Source organism: Ruminococcus sp. (genome assembly GCF_019417665.1).
GTDB lineage: Bacteria > Bacillota > Clostridia > Oscillospirales > Ruminococcaceae > Ruminococcus_C.
The window spans coordinates 56,043-69,926 of the sequence record NZ_DXUU01000006.1 but is presented as its reverse complement, the minus strand read 5'-3'; the positions used below and the strand labels follow the sequence as shown (position 1 = coordinate 69,926).

Below are 13,884 nucleotides of genomic sequence, written 5' to 3'. Positions count from 1 at the left end.
TGTAATATAAGCCTTATTTTTTCTTCATCTTTATCATTTGATAGACAAAGATTTCTACAATAATCAGTCCCAGCAGAATCGCACCCAACACAATGACCAAAGTCACTGGAAAACTATCGTTTTCTCCATGGCTGTCTGTTCTGGAGACCGTATCATTATCATTTTTCTGGTTGTCAGAATTGATGGAATCGTCTGCATTGCTTCTCTCCGGATCGCCAGTTGCCTCAAGCTGCTTCATTGCCTGGGACTTTGCGCCAACAACAATGCCGCCATTACTATCGCAGACAAATGACGTTAACCATGCCAAGGGAGCATTCCAGTTGATGGTGCACTCATTGACAGACCATGCTTCAATATGATCCTGATAGCATTTTGCTGGCGCAATTTCACCTTTTTGCCAGCCGCTGCCCTGTACCCATGGATCCTGCATCCCAGAATTAGGACCGCCTACCAGCACACCGGCTGGTGCCATGGGATATTCCTCTGCGATCTGGTGTGCCCAATAACGATGATGGGGATACATCACTGCATGAGTGCCGTAGCCTGTAACGTAGGAGACGTCCATGGGATTGCATCCAAGAAGATAGTTCATAGCGCTGACAACACCATCCAGATATTTCTGTTCCCCGGTCAGATCATAGGCGCAGGCAATGACAACAGCATTGTCTGCCACAAAAGAATTAGAGCCCCAGACATAACCCGTATCATCGTCAGAATAACCCAGCTTACTCTGGGCGTAAGGCTGTCCATAACCCTGCTTTTCTTCCCGTTCCAGATGCACATTTGCCGCATCTGCCACAGCATCTCCAGCCTTTTCCGCAATTTTCTTGTCCTGCGAATCGCCGCTCAGTGCCAGCGACAATGTTCCCAGGGCAGCAGTATTGCCCCAGTCAAAGCTTCCGGCAGTGTCTGCATCCTCACCACCGGAAAGGGTTGTGGGGACAGAAAGATAATGCTCTGATTCTTTCAGATCGTTCAGGTATTCTTTTTCGCCGGTAGTCAAATACAGTTCACACGCTGCCCAATAAAACTCATCTGTTGCATCGTCATCTCCATAAGGGCCGCCGCCAATGGATTGATCCATTGGCGCATAGAGATCCGGATGCTTCCTTGCCGCTTCATAAGCATCCTCTGCGACATCCAGACATTCCTCTGCGAATTCCTTGTCGTAGGATTCCCAGAGCCGTGCCGCCTGTGCAGCACATGCAACCAAATTCAAAGTGGCACATGTCGTAGGCGGCTTGATGATCCGTTCTTCCGTATCATCAGCCGGCGCCATTCCCAGCGCCGTCCACTTGATATCATGTACCTTGTGATAGACCATATCCTCATACTCGCCATCCTGGACGATCATTTTCAGCATCCATTCCATTTCCCAGCGTGCTTCGTCTAACAGGTCAGGAATATCATTGCCCTGCTCCGGCAACTGCATGGTGCCGTCTGCATAGGCATCCTCTGTTCCCTTTGCTGCGGCACGTTCATACTGGTTCTGCATCATCCAAAGAGCAATGCCGCCGTTTACTACATATTTTCCGTGATCTCCTGCGTCATACCAACCACCGGATACATCCTGTGTACCGCCGCTGCTCTGCAGATCGTCCCAGTCTGTGGTAATTCTCGCCACATCACTGCTATGACCTGCTGCATGTGCCAGCCCATCCGCATCGCCGGAAGTGATATACTGACTCTCCACCTCAATGCCGCTACGGTTCTGGTAGAAATAATTCAGAGCATCATAGAGCATTCCGGAATAAGTCTCCGTGCTGCCGATGGTGAATTCCCGGCTCACGGCATCTCCGGCTTTCAGCGTATATGTCCCCTCGTCTGTCACCTCAGAAAAGTCCAAGATATGGACAGAATCTCCGGAATCTGCATCCTCTCCCATGGGCTCGGATTTGCCGGAATATACTTCCTTGCCGGAATCATCCAGCAGAGAGAATTCCACTGCCTTTTTCTCATCGGAGATGAGTGTTGCACGCTTGGCGCAGTCCGGAAAATATCCCACCTGATTGGTGACGATCTCTGCACGATCCCAGGTATTTGCAGGAATATAATCATGCGCATCGCTGTCCGTACAGATCAGTGACATGTTGTCAAAGGTAAACACAGTTCCTGCCGGCACTGTGTCGCCGCCAATATGGAATGCCCATTCCACTTCGGCAGTGCGCTTTGCCGTAAATGTCCCTTTTACCGTAACCGTCTGGTTTGCTGTCAGATTCTGCACATTCCAATAGGCGTCATACTGACTGTCATCAGGATTGCCGTGCCAGTCCTCCGTATACGGCTCTGCCATATCGCCGATCTTGATATAATAGGTACAATTATTGCTGGCAGTAATATCATAGGATACTTCATAGGTGCAGCCGGACTCCAAGGTCAGCCCACGATGCCGGAACTGACAGTCCCAGCGATCTTCACCGCCATTGGATGCACCGCCGGGATTCACAATGGTGATGCGATATTCCCCGTCCGTGATCTCAAATTCCATTTCGCCCGGTGCAGATTCACAGACATGCCAGGGCAACCCTACACCGTTTTCAAAATCCGTCTGTCCAAGCTGTTGTCCGGCAAAAACCGGCAGCGACAACGGCACTGATGCGAGAAGCCCGGCGGCAACGACCGCAGCCGTCACTGCACAGAATACACGGTTTTGTTTCATAAAATAATGCCTCCTTTATCTGTCTGTGAAAGACCGGATGTTCATTCAGCCTGTCCAATCAGCTTCACCATGGTCACATGAGGACAAAATTCGTCCATATGTATGTTCTCCGTCCGGGCATATCCCAATTTTTCATAAAACCCAGCTGCACGGCACTGCGCCGAAAGAGAAATCTTTTTGCCGCCGCACATAACCGCCTGCGCTTCCAGTGCAGAAACCACCAGTTTTCCCAGCCGTTTTCCACGATATGCCGGAAGCACTGCAACTCGTCCGATATGATAGCACTCGCCGTCATCCGTATACAATCTACCCGTTGCTGCCGCAGTTTCACCGTCATAAATCAGCACGTGCCATGCACGAGAATCAATTTCATCGAATTCCTGCCGAAAGCCCTGTTCTTCCACAAAAACCGCAGTACGGATAGCTGCACAGGCATCCTCCAGCTTCTGATACATTCGTACCATATACGCCATCTTAAAGCACCTTGGACAAAAATTCCTGGAGACGGGGATTTTTCGGGTGGGAGAAAAATTCCTGGGGTGCATTTTCCTCTACGATCTGTCCCCCATCCATAAACATCACACGGGATGCCACTTCTCTGGCAAATCCCATTTCATGGGTGACAACGACCATGGTCATGCCCTCTGCTGCAAGTTCCCGCATGAGTTCCAGTACCTCGCCTACCATTTCCGGGTCAAGCGCCGAAGTCGGCTCATCAAACAGGATCACATCGGGATTCATCGCCAGCGTCCGTGCAATGGCAATTCGCTGTTTTTGACCGCCGGAAAGCTGGCTGGGATACTGATCCGCCTTATCGGAAAGTCCTACCTTTTTCAGCAGCATAGCGGCTTTTTCATCCGCTTCAGCCTGTGTCATAAGCTTCTGCTTCACCGGTGCAAGGGTGATATTCTTCTGAATGGTCAAATGGGGAAACAGGTGGAAGTGCTGAAACACCATGCCCATTTTTTCCCGCACCGCATACAAATGCTTCTCAGACATTGCTGTCAGATCCTGTCCCTCAAAAAAAATCTGTCCCTCAGTCGGACGTTCCAGAAGGTTCAAGCAGCGGAGAAAGGTACTCTTTCCGGAACCGGACGGACCGATAATGACCACTTTTTCACCTTTCTCAATGGTGGTAGAAATGCCTTTCAGGATCTGCAGATCCGAAAAGGATTTTTTCAGGTCTTTAACTTCGATCACTCTTCGCCAGCCTCCTTTCTAGCTTCGACACCAGAGTACTCAGGATCATAACCATAATCAGATAAATGAGTGCCACTGCGATCAGCGGCAGAAATGCCTCATAAGTCTGACTACGGATGATATCGCCGCCCTTGGTCAAATCGGTTATGGCAATGTATCCGGCAACAGAAGTTTCTTTCAACAGTACGATACACTCGTTTGCCAGTGCCGGCAGCACATTTTTGAATGCCTGGGGCAAAATAATAAATCCCAGGGTTTTAGGATAATTCAGCCCCAGACTTGCTCCGGCTTCAAACTGTCCGCTGTCAATGGACATAATCCCGGAGCGAACGATTTCGGCTACATACGCAGCTGAATTCAGCCCAAAGGCAAGTACTGCCACGAAAGTTTTTCCCACATTGACAGAGGCAAAAATAACAAAGTAAATAATCAGAAGCTGAACGACTACTGGTGTGCCGCGGATGACAGTCAGATAGATCCTCGCCAGGACATTGAGAAATCCCAGTTTTCCTGTCTTATCATGGGTGGAGCGGACAATGGCGATCAGAAATCCCAGCACCATGCCCAGGATCACGGCAAAAAACGTAATGATCAGTGTCGTTTTTAGCCCGTCCAGCAGATACATCCAGCGATCTTTTTCGACAAAAGTAGTCTGTAATTTATGCGTGAACTCCTGCCAGAAATTCATGCAGCATTCCTCCGTTTCTTAGGCGATTATTTTCAGGCAGCAATAAAAATAAAAAGCTGCCAGACTTGTGCGGTAGTCCATTAATCTTTCCGTACAATGATCACCTGAGTAGAGGTCGCATAACCCTGAGTGAAGGAGACATTTTCCTCACGGTCAGGGATAACGGACAGACCAGCTACACCAACGTCTGCCTTTCCAGAGTCTACCGCAGCGATAATGGAATCAAATTCCATATTTTCCACTTCCAGTTCCATGCCTAGTACATCACAGACTGCTTGCATCATGTCCACGTCAATGCCCACAACGGTATCACCGTCCATGCTCTCATAAGGCGGAAATTCTGCATTGGTTGCCATGACCAGCGTGCCCTGATCCCGTGTCACGCTCTCATCCGGCGTGTAAGAAACCTGATCTGCATTGTCGCCGATCCAATGGCTGACGATCTCATCCAGTGTTCCATCAGATTTCAGTTGTGTCAGTGCGTCGTCCAGCTTCTGTCCCAGCTCATCATTGCCCTTCTTATAAGCAATGGCATATTCCTCTTCTACAAAGGGATCGTCCAGGATTCGCAGGGAATCGTTCTTCTCTACAAAAACCTTTGCTGGTTCGCTGTCGATGATCACTGCATCGATTTTGCCCTGCTTCAGTGCCTGTACCGCATCTGCGCCCTTGTTATACGGCTCAACAGTAGCATCCTTCACTTCACTTTCTGCATAAATATAACCTGTCGTACCCAGCTGTGCGCCAATTGTCTTTCCCTCCAGGTCATCCGCACTGAACACCGTATTTGCCGGCGTACCGCAACCGGTCAGGGATGCAGCAAGCATTGCACCTGCCGCCAAAATTGCCATTTTCTGTTTCATACATTTCATATAAGATCTTCCTTTCTGATTTTCTCGGTCAGACGACATACCAAAGTTTGACGCAGAACCGATCACAAATTAACTACTATTATAATCGAAATCAAGAAAAAAAGCAAGTCATTTTTCCGAGTTTCCGAATATTTTGATTTTTGTGTACGAATCTCTGGGGAATTATTCCTTTTCCATCGCAAAGCATCCTGCATCAGCAGACAAATTGGAAAAATCCAATTTGATTTGACAAGAAAAAATACTCATTTCCAGATACACTGCGTTTTTGTATTCCTTTTTGTGTATCCAGATTCCTTCCAATGCAGTTGACACATTGTTTTTTCCATGTTATAATAATATTGTTTTGAGACCACCATTTTTAAAATGAAAAAGGAGTAATGTAACGATGAAAAACACTTTCATGAAACGTACCTTTGCAGCGGCAGCTGCCATGACAATGCTTCTCCCCTTTGCAGGATGCGGCAGCGACTCCGCATCTGACAGCGGCAAGGAAAAGTTTATTGTAGGCTTTGATGCAGCATTTCCGCCCTATGGCTACCAGGACGAAAGTGGCGAGTATGTAGGCTTTGATCTGGATCTGGCAGCAGAGGTCTGCAAGCGCAACGACTGGGAGTTGGTAAAGCAGCCCATCGACTGGAACGCCAAGGATATGGAACTGAATTCCGGCACCATCAGCTGTATCTGGAATGGATTCACCATGAACGGTCGTGAAAATGACTATGCCTGGACAGAGCCATATGTGGACAACTCCCAGGTTTTTGTAGTAAAGGCAGACAGTGGTATTGCTACCTTTGACGATCTGGCAGGAAAGGGCGTTGCTGTACAGACAGACTCCTCCGCAGAGGACGCCCTGGAAGAGGATGAAAATAAGGCGCTGACTGATTCCTTCAAGGAACTGGTGGTGGTTTCCGACTATAACACAGCATTCATGAACTTGGATTCCAATGCCGTAGATGCCATTGCCATGGATATTGGCGTTGCAAACTATCAGATGGAATCTCGTGACGGTGACTATGTCATTCTGGATACCGTTCTCTCTGCAGAGCAGTATGCTATCGGATTTGCCAAGGATAACACCGAGCTGCGGGACAAGGTGCAGAAAACCCTGGACGAAATGCGTGAAGACGGCACCTTTGCAGAGATCGCCGAAAAATGGGATCTGAGCGATTCTGTCATCCAGTAACCCAAAGCGAAAGGAAACACCATGTCTTTTTTTCAAATTGTCGCCCAGCTGGGGGACAGTATGCTTCGCTCCATTTGTATCTTCCTATTGACGCTGCTCTTTTCCATGCCACTGGGACTGCTGATCTGTGTTGCAAGAATGTACGCATGGAAACCCATCCAATGGATCATGAAGTTTTATATTTCCGTAGTACGCGGCACGCCGCTGATGCTCCAGCTTCTGGTGATCTACTTCGGAAAATATTTTGTATTTGGTCTGCCCCTGACCACGAGCTACCGCTTCTGGGCAGTCATCATCGCTTTTTCCCTCAACTATGCCGCCTATTTTGCAGAAATTTTTCGCAGCGGCATTCAATCCATTCCGGTGGGACAGCATGAAGCTGCCAAGATCCTGGGATACAGCCGCTTTCAGACATTCCTGCGGATCATTACGCCTCAGATGGTCAAACGTGTTCTCCCGGCAGTGACAAACGAATCGATTACACTGGTCAAGGACACTTCCCTTGCCTTCGCTATTTCCTATATTGAGCTGTTCACGGAAACCTCCATGATCGCAGCATCGGAGACCTCCATGCTGCCCTATCTGGCAGCAGCCATTTTCTACTATGTTTTCAATTTGCTGGTTGCCGGTCTCATGTCGCTTCTGGAAAAACGGCTGAACTATTACAAGATCTAGGAGGTGTCCTGTGAACTATTTAGAAGTCAGTCACCTGCAAAAACAATTTCAGGATGTACAGGTGCTCAAAGATATTTCATTTTCTGTACAGCCCGGTGAAGTGCTTTCCATCATCGGTCCCTCCGGTTCAGGAAAATCCACATTGCTGCGCTGCTGCACCTTTTTAGAAACGCTTTCTGCCGGTTCTATTTCCTACATGGGAAAAACCGCTGTTACTGCGGAAATCGGAAAAAAGCCAGTTTATGCGCAGCGAGCAGATTTCCGGGAAATCCAGCACTATTTCGGTCTGGTATTCCAGAATTTCAACTTATTCCCCCACTATTCCGTTCTGCGGAATATCACAGAAGCGCCCCGGATCATCCTGAAGAAAAGCAAAGCGGAAGCTAAAAAAACCGCCATGGAGCTTCTGGAAAAAGTGGGACTGGCAAACAAAGCAAAGTCCTACCCCTGCGAGCTTTCCGGCGGTCAGCAGCAGCGTGTGGCAATTGTCCGTGCCCTCGCCATGTCTCCGTCTATCCTCTTTTTCGATGAGCCAACTTCAGCGCTCGACCCGGAGCTGACTGGCGAAATTCTAGAAGTCATCCGGCTTCTTGCAGAGGATCACATGACCATGGTCATCGTAACCCATGAAATGAGCTTTGCAAAAGCGATTTCCAACCGGGTCATCTTTATGGCAGACGGTTATATTGTAGAAGAAGGCACACCGGAACAGATTTTTGACCATCCGGAACAAGAACGCACACGCCAATTCTTAGCACATTACCAATAAAGACAACTTTCAAATCTACAAACAGCAAAAACGGCATACCGTCGGGGAAAGACGGTATGCCGTTTTTTATCCGTTATTCAGTATAGGGCAGGGTGTTAACGAGGTGTACCAGGAATTTCAGGAGAATGAGGGCATCATCATTGCCCAGTTCGCTGTTGCCGTTGCAGTCGGCGTTTGCAGCTGCCCGATCGTTCAAGGTCACGGCTCCGGCGGCGGCTTTGTTTAGGAGCACGGCGTCGGTGATGTCTACTCTGCCGTCTAGGTTAGTGTCGCCGTAGAGGATGTCGGGGTTGGCAGAAATAGAGGTGGCAGAAGAAGCACTTGTTGTATTTGTAGTAAGTTGCGTTGTTGTGGATTCTGTTACAGTTGTAGTAGTATCTGTTTCACTGATTTCTTCAAATGGAAATCCATATTTTTCAGCGTATGATTGTGCAGTAGAGTTAGCGTGTCCGAAGATCGTCCCGGTAAAAAATACACCCTCTGTATTCACGCCATTGCATATTGCGCACCCCAGTCTGTCATCAATTTTACAGTCCCGGTTGTATATTGTTGCAGAACTAAGTTTTTCACAACAGTTGAAAGCACCATATCCGATACTTTCAGTACTTTCAGGTATAGATATATTGGTCAGACCTGAACAACCTGAAAAAGCACAATTCCCAATAGTTTCAAGACTTTTCGGCATAGACAACACCTGGAGATTCGTACAATTTCTGAAGGCGCTATCTTCAATACTGGTGACTCCATCCGGTATCGTAACAGAAACCAAATTTTTATTCCCTTCGAAAAGATCCTCTCCTATTACAGTTACAAGCATTCCAAAAATAGTGGAAGGTATTACAATTTCCGTATCGGAGCCGGTGTAGCCCGTAAGCGTTACGTTCTGTCCGTCTGAGTTAACTTTGTATTTATAGTCATAATCATTCCCCAGGGAAACAAATTTGTACCTGCATTGTTCGGCATACTCCTGTGCTGTAGAATTGGCATAGCCATAAATCGTACCGCTATAATCGAATCGAATAAGTGCGTCTGAGTAGCCATTATTGATCGTTCGGTATCCTTCGATTATGGTACAGCCAGGATTATATATCGTCACTGAATTCAGACTGGTACATAGCGAAAAAGCTTCAATACCAATACCATCTACACTTTTTGGGATTATGATATCTGTCAGACTGCTGCATTGACGAAAAGCATACCATCCGATGTATTTCAATCCATCCTGCATTTTCACCGAAGTCAAATTTGAGCATCCTTCAAATGCTGAATTTCGGATTTCCGTAACACTAGCCGGAATGTCCACAGATCGAAGACTTTTGCAGTTACAAAATGTATCCTCGCCGATTTTCGTAAGGCTGTCTGGCAGTGCAATGGAAGACAGCTTAGTGCATCCGTTAAAAGTGCCGAGAAGTACAGTGATATTCTTTGGCAGTTGTACTGAAACAAGATTCTCGCAGCCCTCGAATGCGCTGCCGATCGTCACAACATTATCCGGAATTGTCACAGCAGTCAAAGCGGTGCAATTCTTAAATATTCCTATCAGTGCGGTGATACCTCTGCCGATCTTTACCGAGGACAGGGCTGAACACCCATCAAACGCATCGTCCTCTATTTCTGTTACAGTGTCGGGGATCATCACTTCCTGCAAAGAAGAACAGTTCATAAAAGCATTCATATCTATATGCGTTACGCTATCCGGTATCGAAACGGCAGTAAGACCAGTACAGCCTCTGAACGCTCCATAGCCAATAGAAGTAACACCATCAGGGATCGTATAAGCCCCCTGCCTGCCAGCAGGATAACAAACAAGTTCCGTTTTTGTTTTATTGAACAGCACGCCGTCTATATCAGAGTATACTTCATTGTCATCATCCACGGTAAATCGAGTAAGTCGTTTCCAGGTGCAAAATGGACTGCATACCATACCGGTGAGAGTTTTTCTTATTCTTACGCTGGTCACCGTACTATTGGGCTGAAAATAACCGCCAATTGCGCCGATTGTATGAACCGGTTTTGTCTTAGGAGTTCCACCATATGCGTCGCTTGTGGAAATCTGTGTCGGAATTGTGACACTCTCATCAGTTCCTACATAATCACAAATGACAGCCGAACCATCACTGGCATCCTCCCACATCCAACCATCTGTTTCCTGCAAAGCAGATGCAATAAGATCGGTATACAGGAATGGTTGTCCAACGAACACTGCAAGGGTGAAAATCACTGCCATTAACATAGTCATTATCCGCTTTTTCATCGTTCTCATTTTAATACCTCCTATATCATTTTTTCAAAGCACGTCACATGTGACAATATTTTCTTTATTGTAGCATATTTTTCCACCCATGTCAATCACCCATTTGACAATAATTTCCTCGCATGTCCTGCCACATACGTCACTGCCCATCCATTGAACACCCCTGCCGGCACTGCAAATAACACCAGTATCGGAAAATAATTCGCCACAAGCGTTGTCCCCATCAAAAGCGCCGCCATGACCAACTGCCCCACGATGTGCAGGATCGACCCCACCATACTCACAAACCACAGATTCCGGGACAGCACCCGATGGAGCAAGGCCATGCCGCAGGAACTCAGCAGACCACCGCACAAGGAATACAACAGCATCACCGGCTGACCGCAGAACAGTCCGCTTAACATGATCCGTACCAGCAGCACCGCCAGAGCATCTCTGGGGCGTTCCAGTTCCATAACAAGCAGCGTCACTGCATTGGCAAGCCCCAATTTTACCCCCGGCAGCGGCACCGGCAGCGGAATCTGTGCCTCCACCAAAAACAGCGTCAGCGCCATACAGGCATATAATCCACAGCGGATATTACGTCTGAGCGTCGATTGCGTCTGCATTTCCGGTTCCTCTTTCCACAATAGTGATCATAACACGGTGGGGCAGGCAAATGATAGACTCCCCTGGCTTCGAGATCTGCCCTGTCTTGACGCAGAGATGATCCGGACAGGATGCGGATACCATCTGAACATAGCCTGTCCCGATCTCAATGACGTTGTCCTCCGTCCCCTCTGGTATGAAGATTCGCTCCGGTACAGCATACGTTTTTCCCAGATCATAAGTGTACAACACTTCACCATCTACAGATATTTCTGCTATGCCAATGGCACTTTTCTTCTGCTGTACCTGCCGCCAAATTGTCCATCCTCCGACACCTGCAATAATTGCAGCTGCGATCACAAAACACAGAATACGCTGTTTCTGCACTGTCACACCACCCTTCTTATCGCTCACTTACAATATATCACTTTCAATTATAACAGACTTCCCCGAAATGTCAAGCATCGCCCAGAAAAGGGAAATCTGATTACATTTGCCGACCATTTGACCGGAAACGAGCCTTCCTTTGATTGCCCGTCCTGTCACCGCAGATTTTCCAAACAAGTCCTAAAAATCCACGGTGGATTCTGACAGATATTTTTTTGCCCATCCGTTATAATGGAGGATACCAAATCATCACACGGATCTTCAACAGAAAGGACGTCTCTGCCATGCGCAATCAAAATCCCCAGCTTCTCCGCCGCCCTCGTATTCCACATTTTGCCCTGGAAGGAGGCGGCGGATTTCTCTCCGGTCTGCTCCTCGCCGGTACCTTTGTGGGTACTATGACCTCACCCCTCCCCATTGCCATTGCTGCCAATCTCAGTTCAGTGGGTGCTGCTGCTGTACTCGTGGGCAGCCTTATTTCGTACATGCTCTCCGGCACTATGCTGGATAATCTGCCGCTGGTGTTCGCCCTGGTCGTCGTGGTCTGCCTGCGAATGCTGAAACACCCCCCAAAAACTGCCGCCGGTATGGCATGCAGCACGGGACTTTGTGTCTTCCTCTCAGGCATCGCCGTTTCCCTGATTTTTCATGCTAGCGGTGCGGAGGTCATCGGCTATACCATGACTGCCGGTCTCACCGGATGTGCCTCCTATTTCATGCACGCTGTATTTCATAGTATGCGCAAAACGGGAAAAATTCCGCTGCGTTCCACCGATGGCTGTGCTGCCGCCGTGGTACTGATCCTCACCATCGCTGCACTGAGCTGTTATGGCATTCCTGCCATGAATGCCGGATGCGTTATCAGTGCTGCTATCACTCTCATCGGTGCACGAAAGTTCCGCTGTGCCGGTGGTGTCATCTGCGGTGCGTTGACGGCTTGCGGCACCATTCTCGGCGCACCGGATGCAGGGATGCCCATGCTCATCTTGCCGGTGGCTGGTCTTCTGGTGGGCTATCTTTCTGACAGAAACCGATTTGCCATTGCTTCGGTATTCTTCTTCTTTTCCCTCATGGCGCTCATTACCTTCGGTACGGACTTACTCCAGTTTTCCGCTGTACTCAATTTGTTTTTGGGAAGCGTAGCATTTTTATTCCTGGATGCTGCCTGTCTGGACAAATGGCTGGTTACCGACCTGCCTGACAGTTCAGATTCCACACAGCCCATCTCTTCCCGTTTGCAATATATGGCAAGTGCCATCCACAGTGTCCGGGAAGATACCAATGCCATTGCTGCACTGCTCCCCCAGGAAGAGCTAACACGAGACATTACCAGAGAAGTCTGCGAAACCGTCTGTGGCAGTTGCCGGAGCAAGCTGCGCTGCTGGGAATCGGAATATGAAGAGACCCTCGCCGGATTCCGAAAGATGGAATCCCACACCGGTGCGGATCTGCCTCCCGTTCCGCCAGAGCTCGCCCACTGCAGCCGCACAGAACGACTCCGTGCTCTATTCTCCCGGCATGCCGCAGACCACCGTAAGGCACGTTTTTTAGCAGCACGTACTGCCGAGAGCCGCACAGTACTTTTGGAACAGCTGGCTGCCGCTGAAGATCTGCTGACATCGACCAGCTGCCAGCTGCATGTTCGATACAGCAGTGAACTGAGCGAATCTGTCCGCCGCCGCCTCATACGCTATGGCTATCCCTGTGACTCCGCTGCTGTGTATTACACTAACTCAGAACGAATGATCATCGAAATGTGCTGCCAGAATCACGAACTGGACGGCTGTCTGCCTACCATCCGGCATATTCTCTCAGAATCCCTGAATCTGACCCTGGAAGAACTCGATCCCATTTATTCTGGAGACTGTGTCCGGTATCGGCTGTGTCAACGTCCGAAATACCGTCTGGAACACTATTCCTCTGCACTCCATGCCCACCAGGAGACGATCTCCGGCGATACTGCCATTGCATTTACGGACAATGCTGGAAATCCTTATCTGGTTCTGTCCGACGGCATGGGCACCGGAAAAAACGCTGCCGTGGAATCTCGCATGACAACAGAGATGTTTCGAAAATTTATCAGCGGCGGCGTTTCCGGCACAGCTGCTGTCCGGATGATGAACGGACTTCTGCTGACAAAATCCCCTCAGGAAACCTTTGCCACCTTAGATGTAGCACAGTTTGACCTGGATGCCGGCGAACTGACCATGATGAAATCCGGTGCTGCCGCCACACTCATTCGCCATGCTGGGAAGGTTTCTCGCATCAGTGCCCAGACCTTTCCCCTGGGATTGGAGCCGGAGGGAGAAACCGCTGTCCGCCATGTTTCCCTTTATCCAGATGATATCATTCTGATGCTGTCCGATGGAGTCAGCGAGGATGCCTACCCTCTGATCCGGCAGCTTTTGGAAAGTAGCAGTGACCTGGAGCAAATCGTTACTGAAATTTGCCAGAAAGCGGATATTTTTGCAGGCGGCAACCGGCGCGATGATGTCACTGTGTGCGCTGCAAGACTTTTACCATCATAAACAAAACCAGTATTTGCAAACCTATTCTTTCGATTTGTACATATTGCATAAATTCAAGATTGAAAACTGGGCGTTTATATA

The 13,884-nt window shown here is 48.7% G+C and carries 12 protein-coding genes; 4 read left to right on the top strand and 8 right to left on the bottom strand.

Features of this window, described 5'->3' with window-relative positions:
- Nucleotides 1-13 precede the first annotated feature (13 nt).
- The 5 genes from QZ375_RS03105 to QZ375_RS03085 form a co-directional block, all read right to left on the bottom strand.
- Nucleotides 14-2,659, bottom strand: a complete 2,646-nt coding sequence (locus QZ375_RS03105; RefSeq protein WP_295215086.1) for a glycoside hydrolase family 9 protein — start codon at nucleotides 2,657-2,659, stop codon at nucleotides 14-16.
- 41 nt (nucleotides 2,660-2,700) lie between these two features.
- Nucleotides 2,701-3,123 (bottom strand): GNAT family N-acetyltransferase, encoded by a 423-nt coding sequence (locus QZ375_RS03100; protein WP_295215082.1) that lies wholly within the window; start codon nucleotides 3,121-3,123, stop codon nucleotides 2,701-2,703.
- A 10-nt stretch (nucleotides 3,124-3,133) separates the two neighbouring features.
- A complete protein-coding gene (locus QZ375_RS03095; protein ID WP_295215079.1) occupies nucleotides 3,134-3,859 on the bottom strand; it encodes an amino acid ABC transporter ATP-binding protein in 726 nt (241 codons plus the stop codon).
- On the bottom strand, nucleotides 3,846-4,547 hold the full coding sequence (locus QZ375_RS03090) for an amino acid ABC transporter permease (protein ID WP_295215074.1): 702 nt from the start codon (nucleotides 4,545-4,547) through the stop codon (nucleotides 3,846-3,848). Before QZ375_RS03090 ends, QZ375_RS03095 begins: the two co-directional genes overlap by 14 nt.
- Before the next feature lie 80 nt (nucleotides 4,548-4,627).
- Nucleotides 4,628-5,419, bottom strand: a complete 792-nt coding sequence (locus QZ375_RS03085) for a transporter substrate-binding domain-containing protein (protein WP_365728160.1) — start codon at nucleotides 5,417-5,419, stop codon at nucleotides 4,628-4,630.
- Between the two features lie 385 nt (nucleotides 5,420-5,804).
- Between QZ375_RS03085 and QZ375_RS03080 the strand changes: the two genes are divergently transcribed.
- From QZ375_RS03080 to QZ375_RS03070, 3 genes are read left to right on the top strand one after another with little or no spacing between them, the layout of a single operon-like run.
- Entirely contained in the window at nucleotides 5,805-6,602 is a 798-nt protein-coding gene (locus tag QZ375_RS03080; protein WP_365728157.1) for an amino acid ABC transporter substrate-binding protein, read from the top strand.
- Between the two features lie 21 nt (nucleotides 6,603-6,623).
- On the top strand, nucleotides 6,624-7,277 hold the full coding sequence (locus tag QZ375_RS03075; protein ID WP_295215070.1) for an amino acid ABC transporter permease: 654 nt from the start codon (nucleotides 6,624-6,626) through the stop codon (nucleotides 7,275-7,277).
- Nucleotides 7,278-7,287: 10 nt separating this feature from the next.
- Nucleotides 7,288-8,046 carry an amino acid ABC transporter ATP-binding protein gene (locus QZ375_RS03070; protein WP_295215068.1) on the top strand — a complete coding sequence of 253 codons (759 nt, stop codon included), beginning with the start codon at nucleotides 7,288-7,290 and terminating at the stop codon, nucleotides 8,044-8,046.
- Nucleotides 8,047-8,119: 73 nt separating this feature from the next.
- Here QZ375_RS03070 and QZ375_RS03065 read toward each other — a convergent pair whose 3' ends face one another.
- The 3 genes from QZ375_RS03065 to QZ375_RS03055 form a co-directional block, all read right to left on the bottom strand.
- The gene (locus QZ375_RS03065; RefSeq protein ID WP_295215064.1) at nucleotides 8,120-10,309 is read right to left on the bottom strand and encodes a leucine-rich repeat protein; all 2,190 of its coding nucleotides are present in this window, start codon (nucleotides 10,307-10,309) and stop codon (nucleotides 8,120-8,122) included.
- Nucleotides 10,310-10,395: 86 nt separating this feature from the next.
- Nucleotides 10,396-10,908, bottom strand: coding sequence for a Gx transporter family protein (locus QZ375_RS03060; protein WP_295215061.1), 513 nt, complete (start codon nucleotides 10,906-10,908; stop codon nucleotides 10,396-10,398).
- Nucleotides 10,880-11,302 carry a NusG domain II-containing protein gene (locus tag QZ375_RS03055; RefSeq protein WP_295215058.1) on the bottom strand — a complete coding sequence of 141 codons (423 nt, stop codon included), beginning with the start codon at nucleotides 11,300-11,302 and terminating at the stop codon, nucleotides 10,880-10,882. The genes QZ375_RS03060 and QZ375_RS03055 overlap by 29 nt, the downstream gene beginning before the upstream one ends.
- Nucleotides 11,303-11,559: 257 nt before the next feature.
- Here QZ375_RS03055 and QZ375_RS03050 point away from each other — a divergent pair, with 257 nt between their 5' ends.
- The gene (locus QZ375_RS03050) at nucleotides 11,560-13,803 is read left to right on the top strand and encodes a SpoIIE family protein phosphatase (RefSeq protein WP_295215055.1); all 2,244 of its coding nucleotides are present in this window, start codon (nucleotides 11,560-11,562) and stop codon (nucleotides 13,801-13,803) included.
- The last annotated feature ends 81 nt before the right edge of the window (nucleotides 13,804-13,884 follow it).

What these genes read in the sequence shown, in the direction of transcription:
- QZ375_RS03105 (WP_295215086.1), bottom strand. Translation starts at nt 2,659, where the DNA reads ATGAAACAAAACCGTGTATTCTGTGCAGTGACGGCTGCGGTCGTTGCC.
- QZ375_RS03100 (WP_295215082.1), bottom strand. Translation starts at nt 3,123, where the DNA reads ATGGTACGAATGTATCAGAAGCTGGAGGATGCCTGTGCAGCTATCCGT.
- QZ375_RS03090 (WP_295215074.1), bottom strand. Translation starts at nt 4,547, where the DNA reads ATGAATTTCTGGCAGGAGTTCACGCATAAATTACAGACTACTTTTGTC.
- QZ375_RS03085 (WP_365728160.1), bottom strand. Translation starts at nt 5,419, where the DNA reads ATGAAATGTATGAAACAGAAAATGGCAATTTTGGCGGCAGGTGCAATG.
- QZ375_RS03080 (WP_365728157.1), top strand. Translation starts at nt 5,805, where the DNA reads ATGAAAAACACTTTCATGAAACGTACCTTTGCAGCGGCAGCTGCCATG.
- QZ375_RS03075 (WP_295215070.1), top strand. Translation starts at nt 6,624, where the DNA reads ATGTCTTTTTTTCAAATTGTCGCCCAGCTGGGGGACAGTATGCTTCGC.
- QZ375_RS03065 (WP_295215064.1), bottom strand. Translation starts at nt 10,309, where the DNA reads ATGAGAACGATGAAAAAGCGGATAATGACTATGTTAATGGCAGTGATT.
- QZ375_RS03060 (WP_295215061.1), bottom strand. Translation starts at nt 10,908, where the DNA reads ATGCAGACGCAATCGACGCTCAGACGTAATATCCGCTGTGGATTATAT.
- QZ375_RS03050 (WP_295215055.1), top strand. Translation starts at nt 11,560, where the DNA reads ATGCGCAATCAAAATCCCCAGCTTCTCCGCCGCCCTCGTATTCCACAT.